This is a genomic window from uncultured Sphingobacterium sp., assembly GCF_964277905.1.
Taxonomy (GTDB): domain Bacteria; phylum Bacteroidota; class Bacteroidia; order Sphingobacteriales; family Sphingobacteriaceae; genus Sphingobacterium; species Sphingobacterium siyangense.
Window position 1 is genome coordinate 24,602 of record NZ_CAXYKD010000028.1, and the last position, 23,564, is coordinate 48,165.

Below are 23,564 nucleotides of genomic sequence, written 5' to 3' on the forward strand. Positions count from 1 at the left end.
TATTAAGGTTTACAGTTCCAATTTTATCCCTACACTGACCATCGGAGAAAGTGGTAATCCATATCCTGTATAGTAGCCATTGAAATCAATTAGTTCAGGATCCTTTCCCGAAAATTTAGAGATCGTCAATAGATTCATTCCCGAAACGTATACATAGGCTCGGCGCATTGATTGGAATTTCTTTTTAATACCGTTTAATTGAATCAGATCATAACCTAAGGTCAACGCTCTAAGCTTAAGAAATGAAGCATTTTCGAGAAATAAGTCCTGGTCAACACGGTACGCAACAAGCGGACTCCATGGATTATAAATCGGATATTTTGTAATATCCACATCTTGTTGCCAGTGGAATACTTCGCGAATACCATCCAGGGAATTGGTATTTTCCGTATTGATAAAATCATATTTGGATGCTGCGCGCTGATTTAGCGCTTTTTGACCTAAAGCAAAATACCATTGCATATTCAATTCAAACCCTTTAAATTTAAACTGATTAGTAAAACCGCCCACCAGTTTAGGCATAGCATTTCCTTTTAATACGCGGTCCTTCTCATCAATAACAAAGTCTCCATTCTGATCTTTCCAACGTGGGTCTCCAGCGGCAAAATCTACACCGTCAAATTGTAATTTATGGCCATTTTGAACGGGAATTTCTGCGTCTGTATTATAAATTCCTTCGTTTTCGTATAACCAAAATTGATCAACAGCCTGCCCAACACGCAATAAACGGTCTCCGACTTTCAGTTCCGTTTTTCCATTTGGCAATGCCGTTAGTTTATTTTGATTAAAATTTAGATTTAAGGATGATGTCCATTGGAAACCAGCAGGATCACTCAATATTTTCCCATCCAGATTCAGATCTACGCCTCTGTTTTGAACCGTAAGACCATTAATAATCTGACCTGAGTATCCATATTCTGCTGGGATAGGCATATTGACCAGTTGATTTACGTCCTTCTTTTGGTATAATGATGCTCTTACATCTAACCGTTTTTCCAATAAAGTCCCATCAATTGTCAGCTCAGCATGATCTGTATAGGGCCACTGAATATCATAGCCTACCCATCCTTCTGAATAAGGGCGAGAAGCGACTGCAAATCCATTATAAGAAACCAGAGACTTTTCCGACCCCCAATTTAAATCAGCCGTATAATTGGGACCAACAGCATATTTACTCGTAAAGACAGGTTTACCAATACGCGCCCAGGAAGCCTTTACACTTAGCTTATCAACAACCTTTGCTTCATCTTCTTTTACAAACTGATAATTAGCCGAGAATGCTGGGGTCATCAGCCATCGCGAGTCTGGCTGTACAGTTGACGAACCATCATAGCGCAATAACGCGTTAATATCCAAACGATCATTCCATTTGTAATGGCCCGACAAATACAATGAGTGTAATCTAAAATCCTCTCGGTTGGACCAGCGATTTACATAAAGTCCGCCGATTGGCGTAAGATAGCTCCCCTTTTGAGAGTCCCCCTCAACCACATTGACCTTAATAAAATCATTGGGGCCATCATATGCCCGTCCATAATGATAACGATACAGATCTTGGGTATAAGCAGAGCCTAGCTTAAAATCAAATTTATGTTTGTCTTCAAGTTTGAAATTGTAATCCAAACTATTATTGAACACTAAACGTTGATTAAAACCAAAATAACTAGACATGTAGTTATTTGTTTCCATCAATGATCCTGGAAAAAATGCTTCACGTTTACCCTCGGAATAATCTACGCCAAAGTTTGTATTGAACTTCAGGTTAGGTAATAGATAGAGATCCAAATTAACAGCCAAATTGAGCATATTGACCGTATTATTATCCAATGCCCCTTTATAGACAGCAAGATATTCACTATACTTATCCTTATTCGGAGAGATTGGAACAGACAAATCGGGCACATAAGCCGCCTCACCAAAGCGATCTCGTAAACTACGGTTGCGGTCCCGCAAACTGCGGCTGGCGTTGATGGTGGTACCAAAATTAAACCACTTATATGGTGCCATATTGACATTAAAAAGGGCATTATATCGTTCAATATTTGTCTTATCAGCTGCATTGGCATTTTTCATATAGCCGCCCATAAAAGCAAAATTCGCACGGTCCCCACCCCCTCTTATCCCTAGATTACCGCCGTAAATTGGTGTGTTTTTATAATACTCATCGTCCCAATTTGCAGGACCATAGTAATTTACATTAGTTTCATCACTCAGATAACCCGGATAGCTTAATTTATCGGATGTAGATCCATATTTATCGTAAAAGGCCGACCGAAATAAATTCTCATATTGCGCATTTACCGGAGTTACGACCGGTTTAGTTGCTAATCCGACATAACCGTCAAAACTGATTTCTCGTTTACCTTCCTTTCCGGGTTTGGTCAAAATCCAAATGGCCCCGTTTGCAGCTAAAGGGCCCAATTTAGCCAACAAGACAGGATCTTTGATTACTTCAACTGATTCAATCGTAGACAGTTCAATTCCCGCAAAATTATCTGTACCTGGCCCTAATCGGTTAAATTGATATTGTTGAATTGAATAGGTAAAATTGTTATCCCGTGCTATTGGTATGCCATTGACATACACTGCTGGTTGAACCCCTACAGCATCCTTCGCCGCAATCAGGGGACTTCCTAGCCCTCTAATGACCATATTCTTTGGCGTTCCAGGTTCACCAGTGGATTCCTGAACATAAAGTCCAGAGACCTGTCCTTTCAATAACTGAGGAATTCCCACAAGAGGCAGCGTCTCAACATTTCCCTTGCTGAGGCTATCCTTCACCTGTTGCTTCTGCAACAAGGCTTTGAGCCTTCCTCGCAAAAGTTGTTGATCCGCTTCACTGATTTGTGAAGTGTCTTGTTGCAACTTCCACCTATCCCAAGCTTTCGCATGGTTATTGTGAAACATGGGCACAAGAAATAAAAAACAAAATAGTCTTCTCATTCGATTTTGACTTTAGGCTATAAATTTTGAATTGGTATAAGCGTATCGGTAGCGCATATAATAGTATATGCTACGGCATTAAAATTCTAATTCTGGTACGGCAATAATTGCTTGTTAGTTTACCAAATGTATATAAGTGAAATTGAATATCACGACTCCAAAAACAACTCAAACGTTTGCGCATATTGAGCAAACGTTTGCATAACATCATAAAAGAGATAATAAATCCTACTTTTTCACTAGATTTAGCAGATGAAGCTTATACTATTTGATCTGGACGGAACACTGCTAGACACATTACAAGACCTCGGGGACAGCTGCAATGCTATTCTTGAACAACATGGATACCCAACGCATCCACTCGTTGCCTATAAGAAATTTGTAGGCAATGGCGTACAGAAACTTATCGAAAGGGCGTTACCCGAAGAAGCACGGACAGTAGAGACGATCACAGTCTTACTTGCAGCTTTTAAGACATATTATGAACAAAAACCTGTATCGCATACACGACCCTACACAGGGATTATACCGCTACTACAAGAACTGAAATCATTAGGCTATCTAATCTCGGTAGCATCAAATAAATACCATGAAGCGGTGATACCTTTGATGGCCGAATACTTTCCCGATATTTCATTTGATCTCGTTTTGGGGCATCGAACAGGTCGCCCCGCCAAGCCTGATCCCGATATTGTCTTCGACAGTATCCAAACACTCGGTGTTAGCAAACAAGATTGCTTTTATGTAGGCGATTCATCCGTGGATATGGATACCGCCAATAATGCAGGGGTAACAGCTATCGGTGTTACTTGGGGCTTTCGGGAAGAGAGCGAGTTAAGACAACACGGTGCACAGCATATTATCCACCATCCACAGGAACTGTTGGAAATTCTATAAAAGAAAAGCGGGACCTAAATCAACACTGATTTAAGTCCCGCCCTTTTAGATCACTCCCAATGGTCTGGAGTAGCGCTCCTATACATTTGAAATGCCGATAAGATCGCGAAAACCTTCGCGCGAACGCTAAAATTTACATTTTTGCATCCATTAATTGATCAGCCTGTACTTTTGGCCTACCAAGCTTCATTTTTACAACAAAAGCTTTATCTGTACTAAACGTTGCCGGAAGAACAACATCATAATATGTATTCTTATCAAGATCCAAACCAATATCGGAACGTTTAAGAGCTAATGATTGACCATTTTGCAATAAGACAGCCTCTACCGGAACCTCAGCTGAATTCTTGGGTACAGCAATGCGGACAATATTATTTACCGGTCGATTAAAGACAGTAAGATAGAGATTGTCCTCTTTTTTGGTAAAATAACCCAATTTAGATGGAGCAAGTCCTGCATGTCTTACACCATAAACAGCTTCACCATTGATTTTGATCCAGTCACCAATCTCTTTCGCCAATTTATCCTCTCCTGGATGCATCCGACCATTTCCATCCGGGCCAAAATTCAACACGAAATTCCCGTTCATCGACACACAATTCATCAACATATCGATCAAATCGTCGGATGTCTTTGTATAAATACCCGACCAATCTTTCATATAACCCCAACCATTTGGTGGTATCGTCATCACACAATCCCAGTCACGTCCCTCTAGCCATTCAAATTCTTTCGGCATCTTACGCTCCCAGCCTTGCTCATAATCCCCCAACATATCACCATTCGAGTCGAAATGCCGTTTTCCAAATTCATCGTTTCGAAAACGGCTACCGATGATTAAGCCCGGATGTTTCTCACGGAGTTCCTTTTCCAGTTTATAGGTAAAATCATAGGACTGAATCCAGGACTGATCCCAGGTACCATCGAACCAAAACCCTTTTATCTGCGGATAGTTTTGAAGCAGCTCCAACAATTGGTTACGGGTATACTCCAAAAACTTATTGAATTTTACCTTTTCTTCCGGTGTAGACGGCGCCTTACCCATATAGTTTGAATTATTCCATTCTAAGATCGAAAAATACAAAAACACATCTATCCCTTCAGCGGTGTAAGCGTCTACAACCTGCTTGACGATGTCTTTTTTATAAGGGCTTTTCTTAATGGTATAGTCTGTATACTTCGAAGGCCATAAGGCAAATCCATCGTGATGTTTGGTGGTAAAAATCAGGTATTTTGCACCCATTTCTTTAGCCTGCTTAGCCCATAGCTTTGCATCAAATCCTTTGGGATTAAATTGCTTGTATAAATTGTCATAGGTGTTTTTCCAGTCCTTTGGTGCAGTAGGTCCACTCCAGGTACGAATCCATTCGGAAGCGGCCGCACCTTTACGAGCGCTTACTCCTTCCCATTCATTTCCTGGGATAGCATAAAGGCCCCAATGGATAAACTGTCCTAAACCATATGTCCGAAAACGCTCCATCGCTTCATCGGTTCGATGTGCCGGTATTAAAGGCCCGTATTTTACGTCAATTCTTTGCTCCACCTTTTTGCGTGGCCCAGTCCATTGGGCAGAAACAGTTTTTCCGGCCAATAGCGCACCAGCCAAGAGCAAGGGCATCATCAATCTGTTATAGCTTATCATATTTTATCTAATTGTTTATTACCACGATTCTATATAGTCCAACTTATTCAAAGACAAACAACACAACTAGTCGGGACGATCAATATACTGTTTCTGTACTTTCTTCATGACGACCGGTTCAGGGTTACTGTCCTGAAATGGATCAAAGTAATAGAGTCCCTGTTCCCGATACAATGCTAAATGTTTCTTTAACACTTTAGTAAATTGGTCAAAATTGCGTTGCTTGCCAGATGTCCATGCTGCTTCCGCCAATGCCGCAATTCTCGGAAAGACGAGATAATCCAATCGATTGGTATTTGTCACGGTTTCAGTCCATAGATTGGCCTGGATACCCAATATCTGTTTTCTTCGACCACCTAAACTATCCAACTGTTCGCCTGCAAAATTGTAGACATCTTGAATAGGGTTAAACCCTTTGCCCCATTTCCGTCCATACCGATGGTTTTCCTGCTGCACAAAATCAAAATATAAAGGTAAACGCGGTGTAAGAATTGCCTGATATCCTTTATCCAAAATTTTGTTGAGCTGTTCGGGTTTATCATGGCGCCACCACATCATCACAGTCTGCGCTTTGTTCAGTTTTGCGTCTACCATCTCATCCCAAACAATGATTTTTCCATTTATTCGGGCAACGGAATCTGCCATACGTCGAATAAAATACTCTTCCACTTCCTTATTGGATTTCAGCCCTTCTGCCTTTTTTAACTCCTGCACCTTTAGATCATTATTCCAGGCATCACTACCAAAAGCAACCTCATCTCCGCCCAAATGAATGTAAGTCGAAGGAAAAAGCGCTTTTACTTCGCGCAACACATGGCTTAAAAATGAATATGTCGTATTTTTTGCTGGGTGAAAAGTAAAATCAGGGTGTTTTTCATTACCCCCGCCCGATAAAAACGGATACGCGCGGTTTGCCGCTGTTGCATGTCCAGGCATATCAATCTCAGGAATGACCTCAATATTACGTTCATCAGCATAAGCAATAATCTCACTGATATCATTTTGCGTATAATACTGTACTCCAGCATAGGGATCTAAATAATTGCCTATCCCACCTATTTGAGCCAGCCAGGGATAACGTTGTATACTAAGCCGCCACGCAGGCTCATCCGTCAAATGCCAATGAAACTTGTTCAATTTATAGAAAGCCATCCAGTCCAACAATGACTTCACTTTTTCCTTTCCGAAGAAGTGTCTCGACTCATCTAACATAAAACCGCGCCATGTAAATTGTGCTTTATCTGTAATTTCAACAGCATCCAACTCACGCTGACCACCGCTTTGAGCTGCAACGGACAACAATTGGTCTAAACTTGCAATTCCATTGACAAGTCCTGATTTATCTGAAGCGTAAATTCGAATATGAGTAGCATCGATCTGCAAACGATAGGCTTCATGTTCAAGTGTTTTATCCCAGCTTACCATAACCTGGGCTTCGTCGGCCCTGGTCGCAGCATAGGCCGAAATCCCGAAACGCCCAAGTAGGAGCTTCTTGAAATACAATATCGTGGGATCAAAATAAGGATCGCTTATAATGCCTATATTTCTACCTAGGATCAGTTTCCCCTTCCGCGCTTCCTGCTGCTGCGGACGTGGGATAATAGCAACCTGTGCCTCCACAAACTGTATCGTCAAGAATACCAAAAGAAATGTTCCTATTAATCTATGTTTCATCCGTTCTATAGTTATTTTCAACTGATCAGATTAAATCTGCTTGTGTAAAGTATTTGTTTCTAACGAGGTTCGATCCTACATTATTCAAACCTAGTTTGTGCTATAATCGGCTCACCACAGCCAGCATGCGATGTAAAAGGAATACGAAAATCCATCGTATGAACTGTTTATATCGGTTCTGCCCACAGTTTATCTTGTAATACAATGGTAAAGAATTTATTATGTATTACTGTAGTCCAAGTATAGTCAATCGTTTGCGCAAATCTCGAAAACGTTGTAGTGAATGGACGCAACAAAGCGAATAAAGAAAAAACAATTATTAATAGCGATATTTTGATCACTATTAATTAAAAACAAGATCGAATAGCAGTTCTACCGAGGCTAGTCCAATTAGTCATTATCATTTTGTTAGCTATATTTGAAGACACAAATACAACACCCTAAGTTAAAACCGTATGATAAAAAAGATCTTTTATACCTTAATCTTTATTGGAATACTGCTATTGAACGTACAAGCACGAACCGTAGTTCCATTTAATACCAGCTGGACTTTCAAAAAGGGACCTTTTTCTACTTCGACATTAGACTATAATCAACTGTTTGAAGGGAAATGGCAGCTTGTCAATTTACCGCACACCTGGAATGCAAACGATATGCAGGCCAAAGAGATTAAGTCTGGTAGTTTAGGAAAAAATGAGCGTTTTTATACCGGTGATGCTTATTATCGCAAATCTTTTGTTCCCGAAACAGCTTGGAAAGGCAAACGCATTTTCATTCGATTTGAAGGGGTCAATACCAACACAGAAGTATACGTAAACAATCAGCCCCTTCCTACCAAAGAAGGCAAAAATGATATTACCTACGACAATACGAAACGCAATGGAAATTATAACTTCGTGGGCAGACATCAGGGTGGTTATTCTGCATTTGTATTCGAACTGACCAATATGCTCCAATTTGGAAAAGAAAACGAGATTTTGGTGAAGGTAAACAATGAAGCTACTCCACAGGTCATTCCTGTTAACCATACCCTTTTCCCCATGTACGGCGGTATTTATAGACCAGTCGAGCTTATTGTAACCGACGACATCCATATTGCGGTGAATGATTTTGCAGCTAAAGGAATCTATATCACGCAAAAAAATGTCTCCAAGAAAACAGCCGATGTTGCTGTAAAAATAAAAATAGACAACAAATCCGGAAAAAAACAACCAATTGAGTTATTGACAACCGTTTTCGAAAAAGACGGATCAATTAAAGCCAAACAAAGCACACAGTACACGTTGTTACCGCAAGGTCGTCAAACCGTTACGCAACAAATCCTAGTCAAAAGTCCACATTTATGGCAAGGTTTAGATGATCCCTATCTCTATAAGGTGGTCACACAGATCAAAAAGAACAACCAGGTAATTGATGAGGTAACAGCACCTCTTGGTCTTCGTAAATTTGAATTACGAACCGGTGAAGGATTTTTTCTAAATGATATCAAATATCCACTATATGGTGTTTGCCGCCATCAGGATCGACTAGGTAAAGGATCGGCCCTAAGCAATGCAGACCACGACGAAGACTTAGCAATCATCAAAGAAATGGGAGCAACATCGATCCGATTGGCACATTACCAACAGTCTGAGTACTTCTATTCAAAATGCGATAGCATGGGCCTCGTTATCTGGGCCGAAATCCCGTTTGTCAATCGGGTAACCACCTTGGAAGACAACAACGCACAACAGCAACTGAAAGAACTGATCCGCCAGAACTTCAACCATCCTTCCATCTATATATGGGGCATGCACAATGAGGTATACTCTCCTTCTGCCTATACCGTCGAACTAACGACCAAATTAAATGACCTCGCTAAATCCGAAGATCCTGATCGCTATACCGTTTCTGTCAGCGGTTACAATGTTATCGACCATCCAGTTAACAATAACGCAGATGTACAGGGCATCAATCATTACTTTGGCTGGTACAATGGTGAACTGGAAGATAAATCAGATAAAGAGGATGATGTCGCCTCCTGGGCAAAACGTATCAGTGAAGAATTCAAGGACTACCGGATTATCTTTTCGGAATATGGTGCAGAAGCCATTCCCGAAGATCAAGCAGAAGAAGTTGGAAATTTTGGAAATCAATGGAGCAATCCATCGTTTTTCCCTGAAGAATATGCAACCAAATTTCATGAAGTACATTGGGGTGTGATATCCAAAAGTCCAATTTTCTTAGGTTCCTACGTCTGGAACACATTCGATTTTGCCACGCCCATTACTGCGCTGAATGTTAACCCCCGGAATTATAAAGGACTGGTTTCCTTTGACCGTAAACTGAAGAAGGATGGCTTTTATTGGTACAAAGCCAATTGGAGCAAAGAACCCGTGTTATATATTACACAGCGACGTATGATCAACAGAGGTAATGAAATCACGCCTATTACGGTTTATTCGAACCGAGGTGAGCCAACATTGATCATCAATGGGCAAACGATCAAAGGAGCCAAAATTGGTCAGACCAATGTACACTACATCTTCGAAAACGTAAAGCTAAAACCGGGAAAGAATACTGTGGAAGCAAAAGTAATCCAAAAAGACGGTAAGGTATTAACCGACACGATTGAATGGAACTATGACCCAGCGTTTAAACAAGGACCGTCAGGACCAACAAAATCGAAAACAGAGCATGTAGGTCTATAATCACGTTAGCAAAATAATAGACAAAAAAACAGGGGTAGCCTAAAAAGCTATCCCTGTTTTTTGTTTAAGAATGTATCCCCCCTCAGCTATAGTGATCATCATATCACTTTCCCTAATTTCAAAAAAGTATTAACCGATAAAAGCGGGTCGTTTACCGAGATTGTCTCGAGACTGGCCTAATGCCTCTCTTCAGGGCCATATTTGCTTCCTATCTTTGAGTCATCAAACAAGAAATAAAAAAATTAAAAAATAAACATCATGGCAACTAAAACAACATTCAGCATCAACAGTAAAACAATTACTAAAGTTTTTCAAGATCTTTTTGATTCCTTCAAAAGCTCACGTTTAAAAGTTTCATCCAAGAATGGACAAGAATACTTAAATATATCCTTGCTACTAGCTGTAATTATCGGAATTATTTTCCCTGTAGCTTTCATTGCACTGATTATTCTAAGCCTGATTGCACCTATTGAAATTGCAATCCTTCAAGAAGTAAAAGAAGAGAATGCAGATCAAAAGATGATTGAACTCAAATAAGTGAAAAATAAAGGGTAATACCCTTTATTTTTTCTCTATCTTATCAAAAGGTCTATTCGGAGACAAATTAAATGTAAAATTTCCTTTTGAATCCACACCGCCGGCACCTCTGACACGGGCTTTGATTTCGTATTTCGATTGCGGATTATAATTTGTTACTGTAAAATTGTAGTAAAAAGGTTTGATCTTGTTGGTTCCCCTAAATTTATCCGCAAGCGCATGATGTCCATCCTCTGCAATGACATGCCCGTCCTGTAGCAATTGTACGGCATCAATCTCCAGAAAATTCTTCCCCTCCACAAAGAAAAATCCAGCTTGCGCTCTACCATTATCGTAAATCTTCCTGCTCACATCAAAGGTTAGAAAACTATACGTTTCCTTGATATCATTAGGACCCCATGATCCCGCAATGTATCCCCCGGGACGATAATAATCAATACGCATGGAGTCTAACCTTGGAAGATTGGCATCCAATCGATGGCTAAACGCTGCATAATCTTTCGCAGACTTAGCAGACCATCCAATTTCAGCAACGGCAAGCAATCGCGGAAAATTCTGCACATTCAGGTCTTTAATATCCTGGGCCAACGCTGTCCACATATTTCCCTGAACACCGAGGACAAGCTGATCCTCAGCCGGACTAAGTCCTGCAGAAGGATCAAATTCATACACTCTTTTCAGCGAGTTTATCTGCGGATAGGCCAGATCCGTCATGGTACCATCATTTCGATCGGCTTGGGTAATATCAAAATAGAGATGCGATGCTGGTGTGGCCACGGCTTTAAACCCTTCTTTGGTTGCTTCCTTGATCGCTTCTTCACCAAGCCAGCTCATAATCGCTGTACTCTTTGGTAAGTTTTCAGCATCGGCCAAAATATCATTCCACCCGATCGGTTTTTTTCCTTTTTGAACAATGATAGCAGAAACACGTTGAACGAAATAGCTCTGAAGTGCTTTGACATCCTTAATCTGGTGCTGTTTCATAAAATCCTGCACATGCGCCTCTTTTTCCCACAAATCATGACGAACCTCATCCCCTCCAAAATGAATATAACTACCTGGGAAGAGATTAGCGACTTCAGTGAACACATTATTCAAGAATTCATACGTAAACTCTTTTGTCGGATCCAATGTATTGGGGGTAAATTGATTACCCCAATAGCCCCAAGATGACACAAAAGGAAAGATGTGATTCGGGTAGGAATTTTTGTTGACCCCAAGTTCAGGATAGGCTAATATGGTTGGCCATGAATGTCCAGGAACATCGATCTCGGGCACAATCGTAATATTGCGTTCCCGTGCATATTGGACAACTTCCTTGATCTGCTCCTGTGTATAAAATCCACTGCGTTCTGCAGGTTGCTTTTCTGTTCGATGAAATACCGTCGCATTTTCCATGGTCAATTTCGGATATTTCTTTATTTCGATCCTCCAGCCCTGGTCATCCGTCAAATGCCAATGAAACGTATTCATTTTGTATAATGCCATGACATCCAAATACTTTTTCACGGTTTTCACATCAAAGAAAGTCCGACTTACATCTTTCATATAACCGCGCCAATGATAACGAGGGTAATCTTTAATTTTCACTGCTGGAATATTCCAGCTTATTTCTTTGGTTGGGTTACTACCCTCGAAAGCTGTCGGTAAAAGTTGCCGCAGTGATTGCGTTGCATTGAAAAGCCCATCGGAGCTTTTTGCTATAATAACAACTCCCCGATCGGAAACCTCTAGCTGATAGCCTTCATCATTAGGTGTTGTCAATTTAGAGTCTAGTCTAAATTCAATACTATTGCTCGCCTGTTTCTTTATGTTCAGGGGATAATGCGTTACTTTTCTCAGCTGCTCAACAAACAAAGACACATCTTTCACATCGCAGTTCTTAAAACTTAAGGTAGTTTGTGGATTTAACAGAAACTGGCCTGCTCCCCTATTGATTTCCTGAGGCTTGGGGATAATATCAATCCCAGACTGCGCATGGAGCCCTTGCGCAAATAAAAGGGATAACGCTACTGAACAGAGGAGTGTTTTCATTAAAATTTAAGTTTTTATTTTTAAATAAACAGACAAAAAAAAGACCGTTTACGGGTTTCGTTATGCAAAATAAAAAATAAAAAATGATCCTTCTACCCCAACTTTCAATCAAACGATTGTGTAAGATTTTCAAAAAGTAGCTGACCGGCTACAGCAGCAAGTAGCGGATATGATTTTTTAGTATTAAATTTGACTTCCAGACAAAACAAAATAGGCTATAGTTAACTTATTGGGGTGAAAGAACAATAACGTGAAAAACAGTAAAAAATTATTTATTATCAGGACAGTTTTAATTGCTTTTCTGATTCTTTCCTTGGTTTATATCGGTTCGATATTTACCTATCAATATATTGAGTACCAAAAGACCGAAGCCCGTTTAAATAAAGCTTACAGTTCTAAAAATCAATTGACGAATCTTTTTTACGAACTCTTTTCCTCATATAATGCTGCCGGAAATGCCTTTCGCTCTTATACCGTTGACTTCAGTACCGAAAATTTAAAGAATTACAGCAATAGTTTGGATACGTTACGATTTTATATCGATTCCCTTTCTAAATTATCTTCCCAAAAGGGACTTACTTTCTCTACGAAGACATCCTTGGAACAAAATATCACCCTTTCCGACGAGTTTGCCCACATCAAACTGGCTGTTGACAACATGATTTTTTTAGCCAAAGACTCGCTGTCACTCTTAACGAAAACGAATAGAACAATCCGTCCAGGGAATAATCGGATACTCGCAGATTCTGTTGTCAATAAAATATTACGTGATACCGCACTCAATGTAAGTAAGAAGGATACCATTGTGCGAAAGAAAGAAAAACTCTTTACGCGTATTTTCAAAGCTAAAAACGACACCTTGGTTGCCGATAAACTAGAACAAAATTTCAACGTTAACCAAATCAAGGCAATACATAGCCAGATCCAAAGTTTGATCGAGCAAAATGAAATATTTCACCGGCAAGATTTCAGTAAGATTCGTCGTTCTTTTGCTGAGCTTCAACACAAGGAAAGACAGCTTCTACAATCTAATTACAACTTATTCAGCACGATTAGTACGGCCTTGCTTCGCATTAAGACCCATGAAGATGAGATACTAAGGGCTGCGGAAATTCAAGATTTCAAACTCTATAAAGAAAACTCTTCCATTTTCGGCAAACAGGTGATCGCTTCTATTATTCTCATGATTATTATGGTGACACTCTTGTTGTCCTACCATTACAACACACTTGTGTATGAGCGCAAGCTTACTGCCGCTAGAGATTATGCCTTGCGAACAGCGAAGGAGAAGGCCAGCATACTAGCCAATGTCAGTCATGATGTGCGCACACCGGTCAATTCTTTGGTCAGTGTTATTGATCTGTTGAAAAGCAATGCAGCAAACAATCGGGTCAACCCTATTTTATTAGATTCCATTACACAAGATATCCATGTGATCAATGATACCGTGGAAGATATTCTGAATCTGGGTAAGCTAGAGTCTGGTACACTAGAAATTAAGGCTGAGTATTTTTCGCCAACTCAATTGCTCGCGAACCTCATAAAAATGCAGCAGGCTCAAGCAGATAAAAAAGGGTTAAAACTCATCAGTTACATTGATATCGATCCAAACATCTTAATCAAAAGCGGAACGTATCGTGTACGCCAGATTGTTTCCAATCTCCTTAGCAACGCGATTAAATATACAGATAAAGGCCAAATAGAGGTGAAAGCCTTTATCAGCAGAGATCAGGGATCCAAATTACATATATTAGTTAACGACACAGGAAAAGGTATTTCGGCAAAAGATCAGGAGCATATTTTCGAACAGTACTATATGACCGATCAGAAATCCAAGAATAGTTTTGGATTAGGATTACATATTTCTAAACTCATGGCCGAACAGCTAAACGGAACGTTAAGCGTTAGCAGTCAACAAGGCAAGGGATCAACATTTACGTTAGTCGTTCCATTCACCGAAGAAAAGAAAAATAGGAAACAAATTACGAGCTTGGATCAGCTCTCAAAAGAGCTACACTTTGTCGTTATTGATGACAATCCGATCAATAATCTATTCGTAAAACAAGCATTGCAACATTTCGAAGATGTGAAGATCTATCAGGATTCAGCTACTGCAATAGCCTATCTGAAGGAAAATAGAACGGATATTATTATCACCGATCTCAAAATGCATGGACCTACCGGCTGGGATATCCTCAATACGGTCAAAGACAACAATAGCGTAAAGGGATGGAATAGCAAAGTTATTGCACTGACGTCAGACGAATCACAAGTAACCGTACAGATTCCCGAAGGACAGCTACATCAATTTGATGGCGTCATGACCAAACCTCTGGACAAGGCTATCCTTGCTCAAATCATCGCAAGGATTTCATAAGCTAAGCCGTATAAGTAAAAGAAATAAGGGACTGTCAAATGACAGTCCCTTATTTCTTTTACACAATATACCTACTAAAGTAACGGTGATCCGCAGGACATCGTTACGTACAGGATATGCTGTTATTTAAATACTTCAGCAAGTTTGGCATCCAACTGTTCGTCCGAACCGCCATTGCCTCCACCATAACGTCCGATAATGACGCCTTGCGGATCTATTAACACTTTTGTTGGTAGCGAACTGACACCATACCCCTTCGTTACATCTTTGCTAAGGTCAAAATTTGTTCCATCGAATTTTGCACCACGTAAAACATGTTTCCAAATGCCAATCTCATCTTGTTCAACCGCCTTGTGCCATTTTTCAGGTTTACTGTCATCATCTGCTATCCCTATGATTTCAAAACCTTTACTTTTATATTGCTGATACAACTTAATAAGATGTGGATTCCCTTTACGACAAGGCACACACCAGCTAGCCCAGAAATCCAATAAGACATACTTACCGCTGAAATCCGACAAACTTAGGGCGTTGCCATCGATATCTGTCGTGCTAAATACGGGTGCAGTCTTACCAACAGCACCACTTCGGCTTTCCTCTAGTTTTTCCGAAATGTCTTTTCCAAAACAACTATTTTGCACCTCTTTGGAAAAACCAGCAAATAACGTTTCAGTTTCTTCCAACGATAGGCTGTTCATGCTGAACATCAGCAAATAAGGACTCAAAAAGGACTGTGGATGGTTTTTAATAAAGGTCATATCAATCTGGGCCGCTCTTTCATTAAAAGGCTCAAATTGATTCTTGATGCTGGCAGCCTCTTCACTAAGTAGCTTTACTTTCTTTTCTAAAGCTTCTAGTTCTCGCTCAGCACGACTATACTCCTTATTTTTCGCAGCATAAGCCTTACTAATGGGCTCCATTCCTTTTCTGATAGCTGACTTTTCGAGTTCTAACTGCTTGTGTTCGGCATCCAATTTTGATCCTGTCAGCGTATAGTTTTTTAGATTATCATCTCGAAACTCCAATTTCATTTTGGTCGGCTCCAGGTACATTTGTGTATAATCACCCTCAGCTGCGCGCTCAGGATGTGACGATCTGGTCAAAAATACCAGGGTAGGCTCCATCAACGTGCCTTTAAATTGAAAATGGTTTTTGAGAACTGAGGCACTATCAGTTACTTGTTTACCTTGACCCTCCATATAAAAAAGGTAAAGCTTTTCGGTTGTCCCGTTTTTAAGTTCACCATCCAGAACAAACTTTTTCTGCGCCATTCCCATCATAGGAACTACCATAAGGGCGGCTATTTTTAGTATATGTTTCATTTGATTATTTCTTTATTTGTATGTTGCGCTAATTTTACAAGTCCACTAACTTTTACCACCCATATCCGGGATTTTGATCTCCAAACGTTGGATTTTTCTCATATTCTGAATAAGGTACAGGTAGGATATACTGCCATCTCGCTTTCATATTACCATTCAGTTGTTTAATCGTATCAAAAGGTAAACGTAACAAAGCCATCCAGTCCGAACCGTCCTCTGCAACGAGACTTCGCATAAGTTCTCTAAAAACTTCCGTAGTCAACTGCTCTCGCGTATTCATTGCATTTAATGCTGTAAAATCCGTAATACCAGCTTTCGATTTGACCATTTTAAGTAGGTCCCGGACTTCTGTCAAGCTGCCATTCGATTTGGCAAGAGCCTCAGCCTTCAGTAAATAAGCTTCGGTCAAACGAAATACAAACTTAGCTTCCGCTTGTCCGCCTGAATGTTTCTTAAAAACCTGACGTTTGGCTACTGTGCCAATCATCCAGTTGGCCCTTGGATCATTCTTTAAGAGATCCAATAAAAATGGTGTTGCATTATAATTATAATTAGCGCGGAAATAGTATTTTTCCATTTCTGCAATTTGGTTAGCAAAAGCTTTTGTACCAAGAATCACCTCTTTACTGACCAACCCTTTTGTAGAAAAAAGGTCCTCAACATGGGCTTCAAGGGCATATGGGGATTGTTCAATGAGTTGATTCGCCAATGTAATGACGGCGGTATAGTCAGCGGGAGCTTGTCGTAACATCAGAATCCTCATTTTCAGCAGCATGGCAGCCCATTTTGTTGCATAGTAGTTTGGATTATTCTCTGGCGCATTTGCTATTGCGTAATCAATATCGTCCAGGATAAACGCGTAACTATCGGCAACATTTTTACGAACAGTAGCTATTGTCGATACCGTAACAGGTTTTGTACGTATCATGACCCCGAATTTGCTGCTGCTGTCAAAAAATTCGCCATAGTATGCTAATAACTTAAAATTGGCATAGGCTCGTAAAAACCGGGTTTCTCCAAGTATCTCCGTACGTCTGCTTCCGCTAAATCTCTCTTCGCTCAATGCTTCAAGGCCCGCTATCACGCCGTTGGCAGCATTCGCAAGTTTATAATTTCCGCTCCATATCGGCAGGACTTCGCCATTATCCTTTGCGGTCATCGTATGCATTTCAGGGCGACTGGGCCCCTGATAATTTTCAATGAGACCTGCGAACTGGGCCGGAAGTATTTCATGCGCCGGTGCCCAGGTAGTGCCAGGTAGACCAGTTGTTCTGTTTTCAGTTACATTGACAAATAAATAATACACCCCATTTAATGCAATTTCTGCACTCTTTTGATCCACAATGACATTGTCGTCAACTTTTTCCTGTGTCGGTAACGCATTTAGCGTCTTGTCACAGGATGTATTCATTCCTATTAGCGCTGCTAACAGAAAATATAGTAGAAAGCTCTTTTTCATTCGTTTAATTTATTTTCTTAAATCAGCTCTATGTTTTAAAAACCAAACCGTAGTCCAAAGGAAAACATCCTATTCGCTGGATAGGCAGAGATATCGCGCCCACCACCAATGACTGACGTAGGATCATCAGAAACCTCGGGATCCATTCCCGGATAATGCGTAATTGTAAAGAGATTTGTAGCCGAAACATAGGCCGAGCCACTTCTCAACTTTAATCCATTCAGCAAAGATTTTCCAAAATTATAAGACAAGGTAATAGACTTAAGTTTGAGATAGGATGCATCGAACACATTGACGTCTGCTAATGGTCTAAACTGTGCCGTACCGTAAAGCAGCCTTGGTCTTGTCGCACTAGTATTATCCTCATTGTAGCGTCCCAATACGCTCACACCTCGATTTGCCAAATTATCAGCAGAGCCATTCGCAATATCCGCCTGATAGATCAAATCATTACCATAAGAAAATGTAAATAGTGTGGTCAGTCCGAAGTTTTTATAATTGAGTGTATTGGTGATACCGCCAAAAAAGTCCGGCGTTGCATTACCAATAATATCCTGTTTGTAAAAAGGTTCACCTTCCCCGATGCCATTGGGGTCTAGTTTATATTTCATATCCCCCACTCCGATGTAATACTCCATGTACTCTAGGAAAGGAAAACTTTCTTTATAAGCCTTAAGCTCATCCGCAGTTCGGATCAGGCCATCGGTTACATAACCATATAACAAACCTAACGATTCGCCTTCCTTAACAATACTTGTCCCTAGATTTAATCCATCACGATCATTGGGATTCGAAAACGGTCCACCATTAATATTTAAGACCTTATTCCTATTCTTCGAAATATTGAGGGCCAAATTCCAATTGAAATCTTGTTTTCTAATCAAGTCACCCCGAATATCAAACTCTAGCCCCCGATTACGAATTTTAGCAATATTAAGCACCACATTCGAATAGGCAGAGCTAGGCGCCGTTGTGATATTGAGCAATAAACCGTCCGTAATCTTTTCATAATATCCGATGGATCCCCTCAATCTTCCTTTGAAGAAAGCATAATCCAGACCGGCATCTTTCTGAGTGGTCGCCTCCCACTTAATTTTGTCATTACCTAACTGTGTCGGAATAAATGCATTTTTACCGGCATAACTTACTGGCGAGTATAAGGTTCTATAAAGATTACTTCCAATATTCTGTGTACCCGTTTTACCTGCGCTGACACGAATTTTCAGCTCGTCTATCCAAGGGACGCTTTTCATAAATTCCTCTTCCGAAATTTTCCATGCTACAGCACCTGAAGGAAAGTAGCCCGTCTGATTTGCAGGAGCAAATTTGGATGAACGATCAGAACGTCCTGTGAATGTAAAGAGATAACGGTCTTTCCACGTATAATTAGCACGCAAATAGAACGATAACAACGCATTCGTTTGTGCAGGGCTACTCCCCTTAACAGCTACTGGAATCGCAGCGGAATTTAAATTGTTCAGAAAATCATCATCCGGATAACCAGCGCCGGAAGCCGAGAAAAAATTCATCTTATAATTTTCCCATGATGTCCCAATCAATGCATTCAGACGATGGTCTTCATTAAATTGTTTGTCCCAGGTTAATGTGTTTTCAATGAATGTATTGATCGATTCGGTATGAGCCTGACTTCCTGTCCCCCCGTTTGAATCCCCAGCACCATAAAAGCCGCTCATCATCACATAGCTGGGCACATAATTCAATTGATTATAAGTGCTATAATTGATTGAGCCCACGGATCGCCATTTCAGCTCGGGCAAGATATCCCATTCTGCAGCTAAGGACCCCAGCAACATACCCGTCTTTCCCTGATTGATCCCCGAGGCCATTGCCAAAGGGTTTTGATAGCCCTGATATTCCGCGTGCAATAAGCCAAAGTTCGAAAAAGTACCATCAGCATTGTAAGGGGATTCTGTTGGCGGGGCAAACAGCGCCTGCGTATAGGCTCCATTTGTAATATGATTTGTCGTATAGCTATAATCAACATTGGTATTCATACGAAAGCGCGGGGCAATCGTCGCGTCCAAATTTATTTTACCCGACAGCCGATTAAAGTCTGTACCAATAATTGTTCCGCGTTGATTATTATAAGCTAAGGAGGTATAATACTTTGTATTCATGCCACCACCACGCACCGATAAATCAGCATTCTGAAGGATCCCTTTCCGTAAAACCAAGCCTAGCCAATCCGTATTATTATTTCCGAAAAACTTAGGATCGTTTTCAATGGCTGTAGGTGTCGCGCTTGGCGGAAGCCCCATGTTGCTCCTTGCTATATTGAGATTATGGGCTGCCTCCTTCATAATCATCTTATATTGATCTGCATTGAGTATCTTTTCCTTAAAAGGAGAAGTAAGCCCTGTGTAATAATTAAAGTCCAAAATTGGTTTACTATCTGCAAGACCTCTTTTTGTGGTAATAATAACCACGCCATTCGCTGCCTTGGACCCATATATGGCGGTCGCGGAAGCATCTTTAAGAATATCTATGCTTTCGATATCATTGATATTTAAGCCTGCCAAGCTATTGAGCCCCCTGTTAAAGGATCCCGATACCATACTGCCCATATCATCGCCGTAATAACTTTCCATCGGATTAACAACTTCTGCACTGCTCGACACATAGCGATTTTGCACATTGACAGGTATGCCATCAATAATATACAGTGGTTCATTTGTACCCAACAGGGAGGCACCTCCTCGGATTCTGATACGTGCTACAGCACCGGGCGAGCCATCCGATTGTACCACCTGTACGCCAGCAGCCTTACCAGACAAAGCCTGATCAATACTCGTAAAGGGTACATTCTTTATTTCAGATGGATTTACGGAAGCTACAGAACCTGTTAAATCACTACGTTTTGTTGTACCATATCCTACAACGACGACATCATTAATCACGTTATCCGCGACCGTCATTCTAATTAATACATTTCCTGCTTCAACCTTTTGTTCGACAGTACGGTATCCTATACTAGTGGCGATCAGTATATCCCCTTTTTTTGCTGCAATCCGAAACTCACCCTGCGACCCACTACTGGTCTGTATAGTCGCCTTTTCTTTTACACGAATTGTAGCACCCGCCAGCGGTTTACCATTTGCATCGACAACGATACCACTTACGCTTTGCTGCTGCGCAGCTGTTGGCTTTTTGGCTACCACGACAATCGACTTTCCTTCCATCAGGTAGTCGAGGTTCTGCCCTTCAAAAATTGTGTTGAGCGCTTCCTTTATCGTTGCTTTGTTGAGATCCACGTCGACAGATCCAGCCTTTTTGGCAAGTTCTCCCGTCAGGATATAGTCGTATCCAGTCTGCTTTTTAACCTCTTCTAAAATCTGCGATAGCTTACCTTGCCGATGTAGCGTAATAGACTGTCCGCTGGCCAAGCTAATTCCAGGAAAAAAAGATGGAACGATAAGGTACATTGCAAGTGCGCTCTTTCTGAGCATTCGCCCCATAGAGGGGCTTAATGGACTTTCAGTCCATAAATTAGGTAACTGTTCTTTCATAGTTATTTAGGTATAATGAGATTAGGTACTTACGTCTATTCAACAATCAGCGTTTTCTCTCCTTGACTGCTCATGGTAACGCGAAATGTGATATTTGAAGTTTTTTTCAAGAGTTCCAAAACATCGGCAAGACTATTTTTACGCGAGACGCTACCGTAGAATGTGACATCTGGATAGCTCTTTTCATATTTTATATCCACATTGTACCAGCGCGAGACCTTATCGAGCACGGTCCTCAAGGATTCATTCTCAAAGACAAAATCGCCATGGATCCAGTCGAGTTGAATCGTATTGTCGAAAGGTTCGACATCGACATCCTTTTTATTGCTATCCCAAATAGCCTGATATCCTGGCTTCAATTTGACGGTCCGATTCTCACGCTGATACTTTACCATAACACTGCCTTCCACAAGCGCTGTTTTGGTCAGCATTTCTCCAGCATAAGCCTGTATATTGAAAATAGTGCCCAATACCTCCACATCCTGCTCAACGGTATGGACGATAAATCGTTTCTTATGCCCATTTTCCATCAACTTAGATACATGAAAAAGCCCTTCTCCGATCAACTCTACCCGACGGATTTCCTGACTGGCCAAATCCTGAGAGAAGCGTAGCGTCGAACCCGCATTTAGGGTAACTTCTGTACCATCCGGTAATTTTAAGTTAATTGTACCACCTTTAGGCGTTTCGATCTGATTGATGACCGCTTGGTTCAAATTGCTGTTAGCCGCCACATACTCAACCTGGCCATCCCGGTTTTTTATCACATTACAATTACCAACGCGTAACATGGCTCCTGGTTTCAGTTGATCAAGATCGACTATTTGACCATCAGCAAGACGGATCAATGCCTGATCTCTTGCGGGCATTACTGTTTCTGCAGCTATCTGATGTTGGACTTCGGCTCCGATCTTCCCATACCAATGGTATACAGCCAATCCAGTTAAAAAGAAAACCAATAAACTCGCAGCAATCCAATAATGAACTATACGTCTTCTGATCGTTAACAAACTTCGGTGTGCAGTACCAATTCCAAGTTCCTCGTGGATGCTACCGAGTAATTTATCCCGAATATCTGCTTGATGATATTGTGGATTTTCCTCGAAAAACGTCTTATCTTCCGATTGTGCGTACCAATGGTCCAATTCATGCTGCTCTAAAGCATTTAGATTCCCTGAGAGAAACTTCTCAAAAAGCTCTTTTAATCGTTGATAGTTGTACATTTGGTTAGCCTGTTTATAGATAAGTCGTACGAAAGAGGCCGAGGTTCTATTCAAAAAGTATTTTTTTGAATATTTCTTTTAAAACCTACAATTGACTGCTAAAAGAACTTAGACGATGGATGTATTGATGAGATCGACGCTTATTTGGAGATAAAAATCGTGGCCAACAGACAAAATAGAAAGTCTGTTTTCATCTCTTTTCGTAAGATAAACAATGCTTTATGAATGTGTTTCTTTACAGTGCTTTCGGAGATATTCAATTGCTGCGCAATCTCTTGGTGAGACTGATGTTCAAAGCGGCTCAAGTGGAATACTTCCTTACATTTTTCAGGCAAAGTATTGATTATCCGAAGCAACTTTTCATTTGTTTCCTTAATTTCCAATAAGGCGTCGGGAGAAGGGACATCTTGGCTTGTAAAAGACTGCCAGGTATCCATTTTTTCTGTCTGACGCATCATCTTCCGATAACGGTCAATGACTTTATATTTTAGGGCGGCAAGAAGATATCCTTCTAAAGTCGTACGCACTTGAACACTTTCCCTGTTTCGATACAGATCCACAAATAACTGTTGTACTAGCTCCTGCGCCTCATCAGCATCCCCCAGCTTACTATACGCTGCATCCAGTAATCTATTCCAATAGCGATGATAGAGACAATCGAATGCGTGTCGGCTATTATCTTTCATTGCCAACAATAAGTCTTGATCACTTTGTCCCTCTTTGTTTTTCACGGTATGTTTCTCTATTAAAAACAAATGAACATAATTTTATATAATACTCCAAATGCGAATACAATTTGGGCATATCTTTTAAAAAATATAGGATTAAAAAATAGAGTTTTTTACGTAGCGTACTGAGACTAATTCATGCTATGGCCACTGTAAGGGAAGAGTTCAAATAAGCTAAGGGACTAAAAATCTGAAAAAGGGATATTCTCGTACCGGATATGCAGGATAGCGACGGTTGCGGAACAGCTTCCGATGGACCGGACTCACCGACGGTCCTGTGCTGCGATAACCGATAGGCGGAGGATATGCCATAGCCTGTACATGGAAATACGGAAGTACTTAAACGAAAGAAGCCCTTGACTGTTTCCAGCAAGGGCTTCCGTGAAAAAAGGCACCGACCTACTCTCCCACCTGTTACGGCAATACCATCGGCTCTGGCGGGCTTGACTGCTCTGTTCGGAATGGGAAGAGGTAGACACCGCCGATATAGGCACCTAAAAATCTTTATTGA

General features: G+C 40.8%; 13 protein-coding genes and 1 rRNA gene. 4 read left to right on the top strand and 10 right to left on the bottom strand.

Going from position 1 to position 23,564, the window contains the following annotated elements; all coding sequences use genetic code 11:
* Positions 1-9: 9 nt before the first annotated feature.
* Complete coding sequence (locus ACHWSC_RS12565; RefSeq protein ID WP_394676989.1) at positions 10-2,943, bottom strand: SusC/RagA family TonB-linked outer membrane protein; 2,934 nt, start codon at positions 2,941-2,943, stop codon at positions 10-12.
* Positions 2,944-3,195: 252 nt separating this feature from the next.
* Between ACHWSC_RS12565 and ACHWSC_RS12570 the strand changes: the two genes are divergently transcribed.
* Positions 3,196-3,840 carry an HAD family hydrolase gene (locus ACHWSC_RS12570; RefSeq protein WP_075990723.1) on the top strand — a complete coding sequence of 215 codons (645 nt, stop codon included), beginning with the start codon at positions 3,196-3,198 and terminating at the stop codon, positions 3,838-3,840.
* 133 nt (positions 3,841-3,973) lie between these two features.
* On the opposite strand, the gene ACHWSC_RS12575 is transcribed toward ACHWSC_RS12570, so the two are convergent.
* Positions 3,974-5,482, bottom strand: a complete 1,509-nt coding sequence (locus ACHWSC_RS12575; RefSeq protein WP_394676990.1) for an alpha-L-fucosidase — start codon at positions 5,480-5,482, stop codon at positions 3,974-3,976.
* Positions 5,483-5,548: 66 nt separating this feature from the next.
* Positions 5,549-7,156, bottom strand: coding sequence for a beta-N-acetylhexosaminidase (locus ACHWSC_RS12580; protein WP_394676991.1), 1,608 nt, complete (start codon positions 7,154-7,156; stop codon positions 5,549-5,551).
* A 455-nt stretch (positions 7,157-7,611) separates the two neighbouring features.
* On the opposite strand from ACHWSC_RS12580, the gene ACHWSC_RS12585 reads away from it, so the two are divergent.
* The gene (locus ACHWSC_RS12585) at positions 7,612-9,846 is read left to right on the top strand and encodes a glycoside hydrolase family 2 TIM barrel-domain containing protein (protein WP_394676992.1); all 2,235 of its coding nucleotides are present in this window, start codon (positions 7,612-7,614) and stop codon (positions 9,844-9,846) included.
* A 258-nt stretch (positions 9,847-10,104) separates the two neighbouring features.
* Positions 10,105-10,383, top strand: a complete 279-nt coding sequence (locus tag ACHWSC_RS12590; protein ID WP_201670012.1) for a DUF4342 domain-containing protein — start codon at positions 10,105-10,107, stop codon at positions 10,381-10,383.
* Positions 10,384-10,407: 24 nt separating this feature from the next.
* Here the strand turns inward: ACHWSC_RS12590 and ACHWSC_RS12595 are convergent, their stop codons facing one another.
* Positions 10,408-12,417, bottom strand: coding sequence for a beta-N-acetylhexosaminidase (locus ACHWSC_RS12595; RefSeq protein ID WP_394676993.1), 2,010 nt, complete (start codon positions 12,415-12,417; stop codon positions 10,408-10,410).
* 250 nt (positions 12,418-12,667) lie between these two features.
* Here ACHWSC_RS12595 and ACHWSC_RS12600 point away from each other — a divergent pair, with 250 nt between their 5' ends.
* Positions 12,668-14,794, top strand: coding sequence for a hybrid sensor histidine kinase/response regulator (locus ACHWSC_RS12600; RefSeq protein WP_394676994.1), 2,127 nt, complete (start codon positions 12,668-12,670; stop codon positions 14,792-14,794).
* A gap of 122 nt (positions 14,795-14,916) precedes the next feature.
* Here the strand turns inward: ACHWSC_RS12600 and ACHWSC_RS12605 are convergent, their stop codons facing one another.
* The 6 genes from ACHWSC_RS12605 to rrf form a co-directional block, all read right to left on the bottom strand.
* On the bottom strand, positions 14,917-16,116 hold the full coding sequence (locus ACHWSC_RS12605) for a redoxin domain-containing protein (RefSeq protein WP_394676995.1): 1,200 nt from the start codon (positions 16,114-16,116) through the stop codon (positions 14,917-14,919).
* 52 nt (positions 16,117-16,168) lie between these two features.
* A complete protein-coding gene (locus ACHWSC_RS12610; RefSeq protein WP_394676996.1) occupies positions 16,169-17,575 on the bottom strand; it encodes a RagB/SusD family nutrient uptake outer membrane protein in 1,407 nt (468 codons plus the stop codon).
* A 35-nt stretch (positions 17,576-17,610) separates the two neighbouring features.
* On the bottom strand, positions 17,611-21,102 hold the full coding sequence (locus ACHWSC_RS12615) for a TonB-dependent receptor (protein ID WP_394676997.1): 3,492 nt from the start codon (positions 21,100-21,102) through the stop codon (positions 17,611-17,613).
* A gap of 35 nt (positions 21,103-21,137) precedes the next feature.
* On the bottom strand, positions 21,138-22,379 hold the full coding sequence (locus ACHWSC_RS12620) for a FecR family protein (protein WP_394676998.1): 1,242 nt from the start codon (positions 22,377-22,379) through the stop codon (positions 21,138-21,140).
* A gap of 86 nt (positions 22,380-22,465) precedes the next feature.
* On the bottom strand, positions 22,466-23,056 hold the full coding sequence (locus ACHWSC_RS12625; RefSeq protein ID WP_394676999.1) for an RNA polymerase sigma factor: 591 nt from the start codon (positions 23,054-23,056) through the stop codon (positions 22,466-22,468).
* 383 nt (positions 23,057-23,439) lie between these two features.
* A 5S ribosomal RNA gene (gene rrf / locus ACHWSC_RS12630) occupies positions 23,440-23,551 on the bottom strand.
* Positions 23,552-23,564: the final 13 nt, after the last annotated feature.

Excerpts from the sequence above, each read along its gene's own strand:
- ACHWSC_RS12590 (WP_201670012.1), top strand. The coding sequence starts at position 10,105 with ATGGCAACTAAAACAACATTCAGCATCAACAGTAAAACAATTACTAAA.
- ACHWSC_RS12575 (WP_394676990.1), bottom strand. The coding sequence starts at position 5,482 with ATGATAAGCTATAACAGATTGATGATGCCCTTGCTCTTGGCTGGTGCG.
- ACHWSC_RS12580 (WP_394676991.1), bottom strand. The coding sequence starts at position 7,156 with ATGAAACATAGATTAATAGGAACATTTCTTTTGGTATTCTTGACGATA.
- ACHWSC_RS12585 (WP_394676992.1), top strand. The coding sequence starts at position 7,612 with ATGATAAAAAAGATCTTTTATACCTTAATCTTTATTGGAATACTGCTA.
- ACHWSC_RS12570 (WP_075990723.1), top strand. The coding sequence starts at position 3,196 with ATGAAGCTTATACTATTTGATCTGGACGGAACACTGCTAGACACATTA.
- ACHWSC_RS12615 (WP_394676997.1), bottom strand. The coding sequence starts at position 21,102 with ATGAAAGAACAGTTACCTAATTTATGGACTGAAAGTCCATTAAGCCCC.
- ACHWSC_RS12595 (WP_394676993.1), bottom strand. The coding sequence starts at position 12,417 with ATGAAAACACTCCTCTGTTCAGTAGCGTTATCCCTTTTATTTGCGCAA.
- ACHWSC_RS12605 (WP_394676995.1), bottom strand. The coding sequence starts at position 16,116 with ATGAAACATATACTAAAAATAGCCGCCCTTATGGTAGTTCCTATGATG.
- ACHWSC_RS12610 (WP_394676996.1), bottom strand. The coding sequence starts at position 17,575 with ATGAAAAAGAGCTTTCTACTATATTTTCTGTTAGCAGCGCTAATAGGA.
- ACHWSC_RS12565 (WP_394676989.1), bottom strand. The coding sequence starts at position 2,943 with ATGAGAAGACTATTTTGTTTTTTATTTCTTGTGCCCATGTTTCACAAT.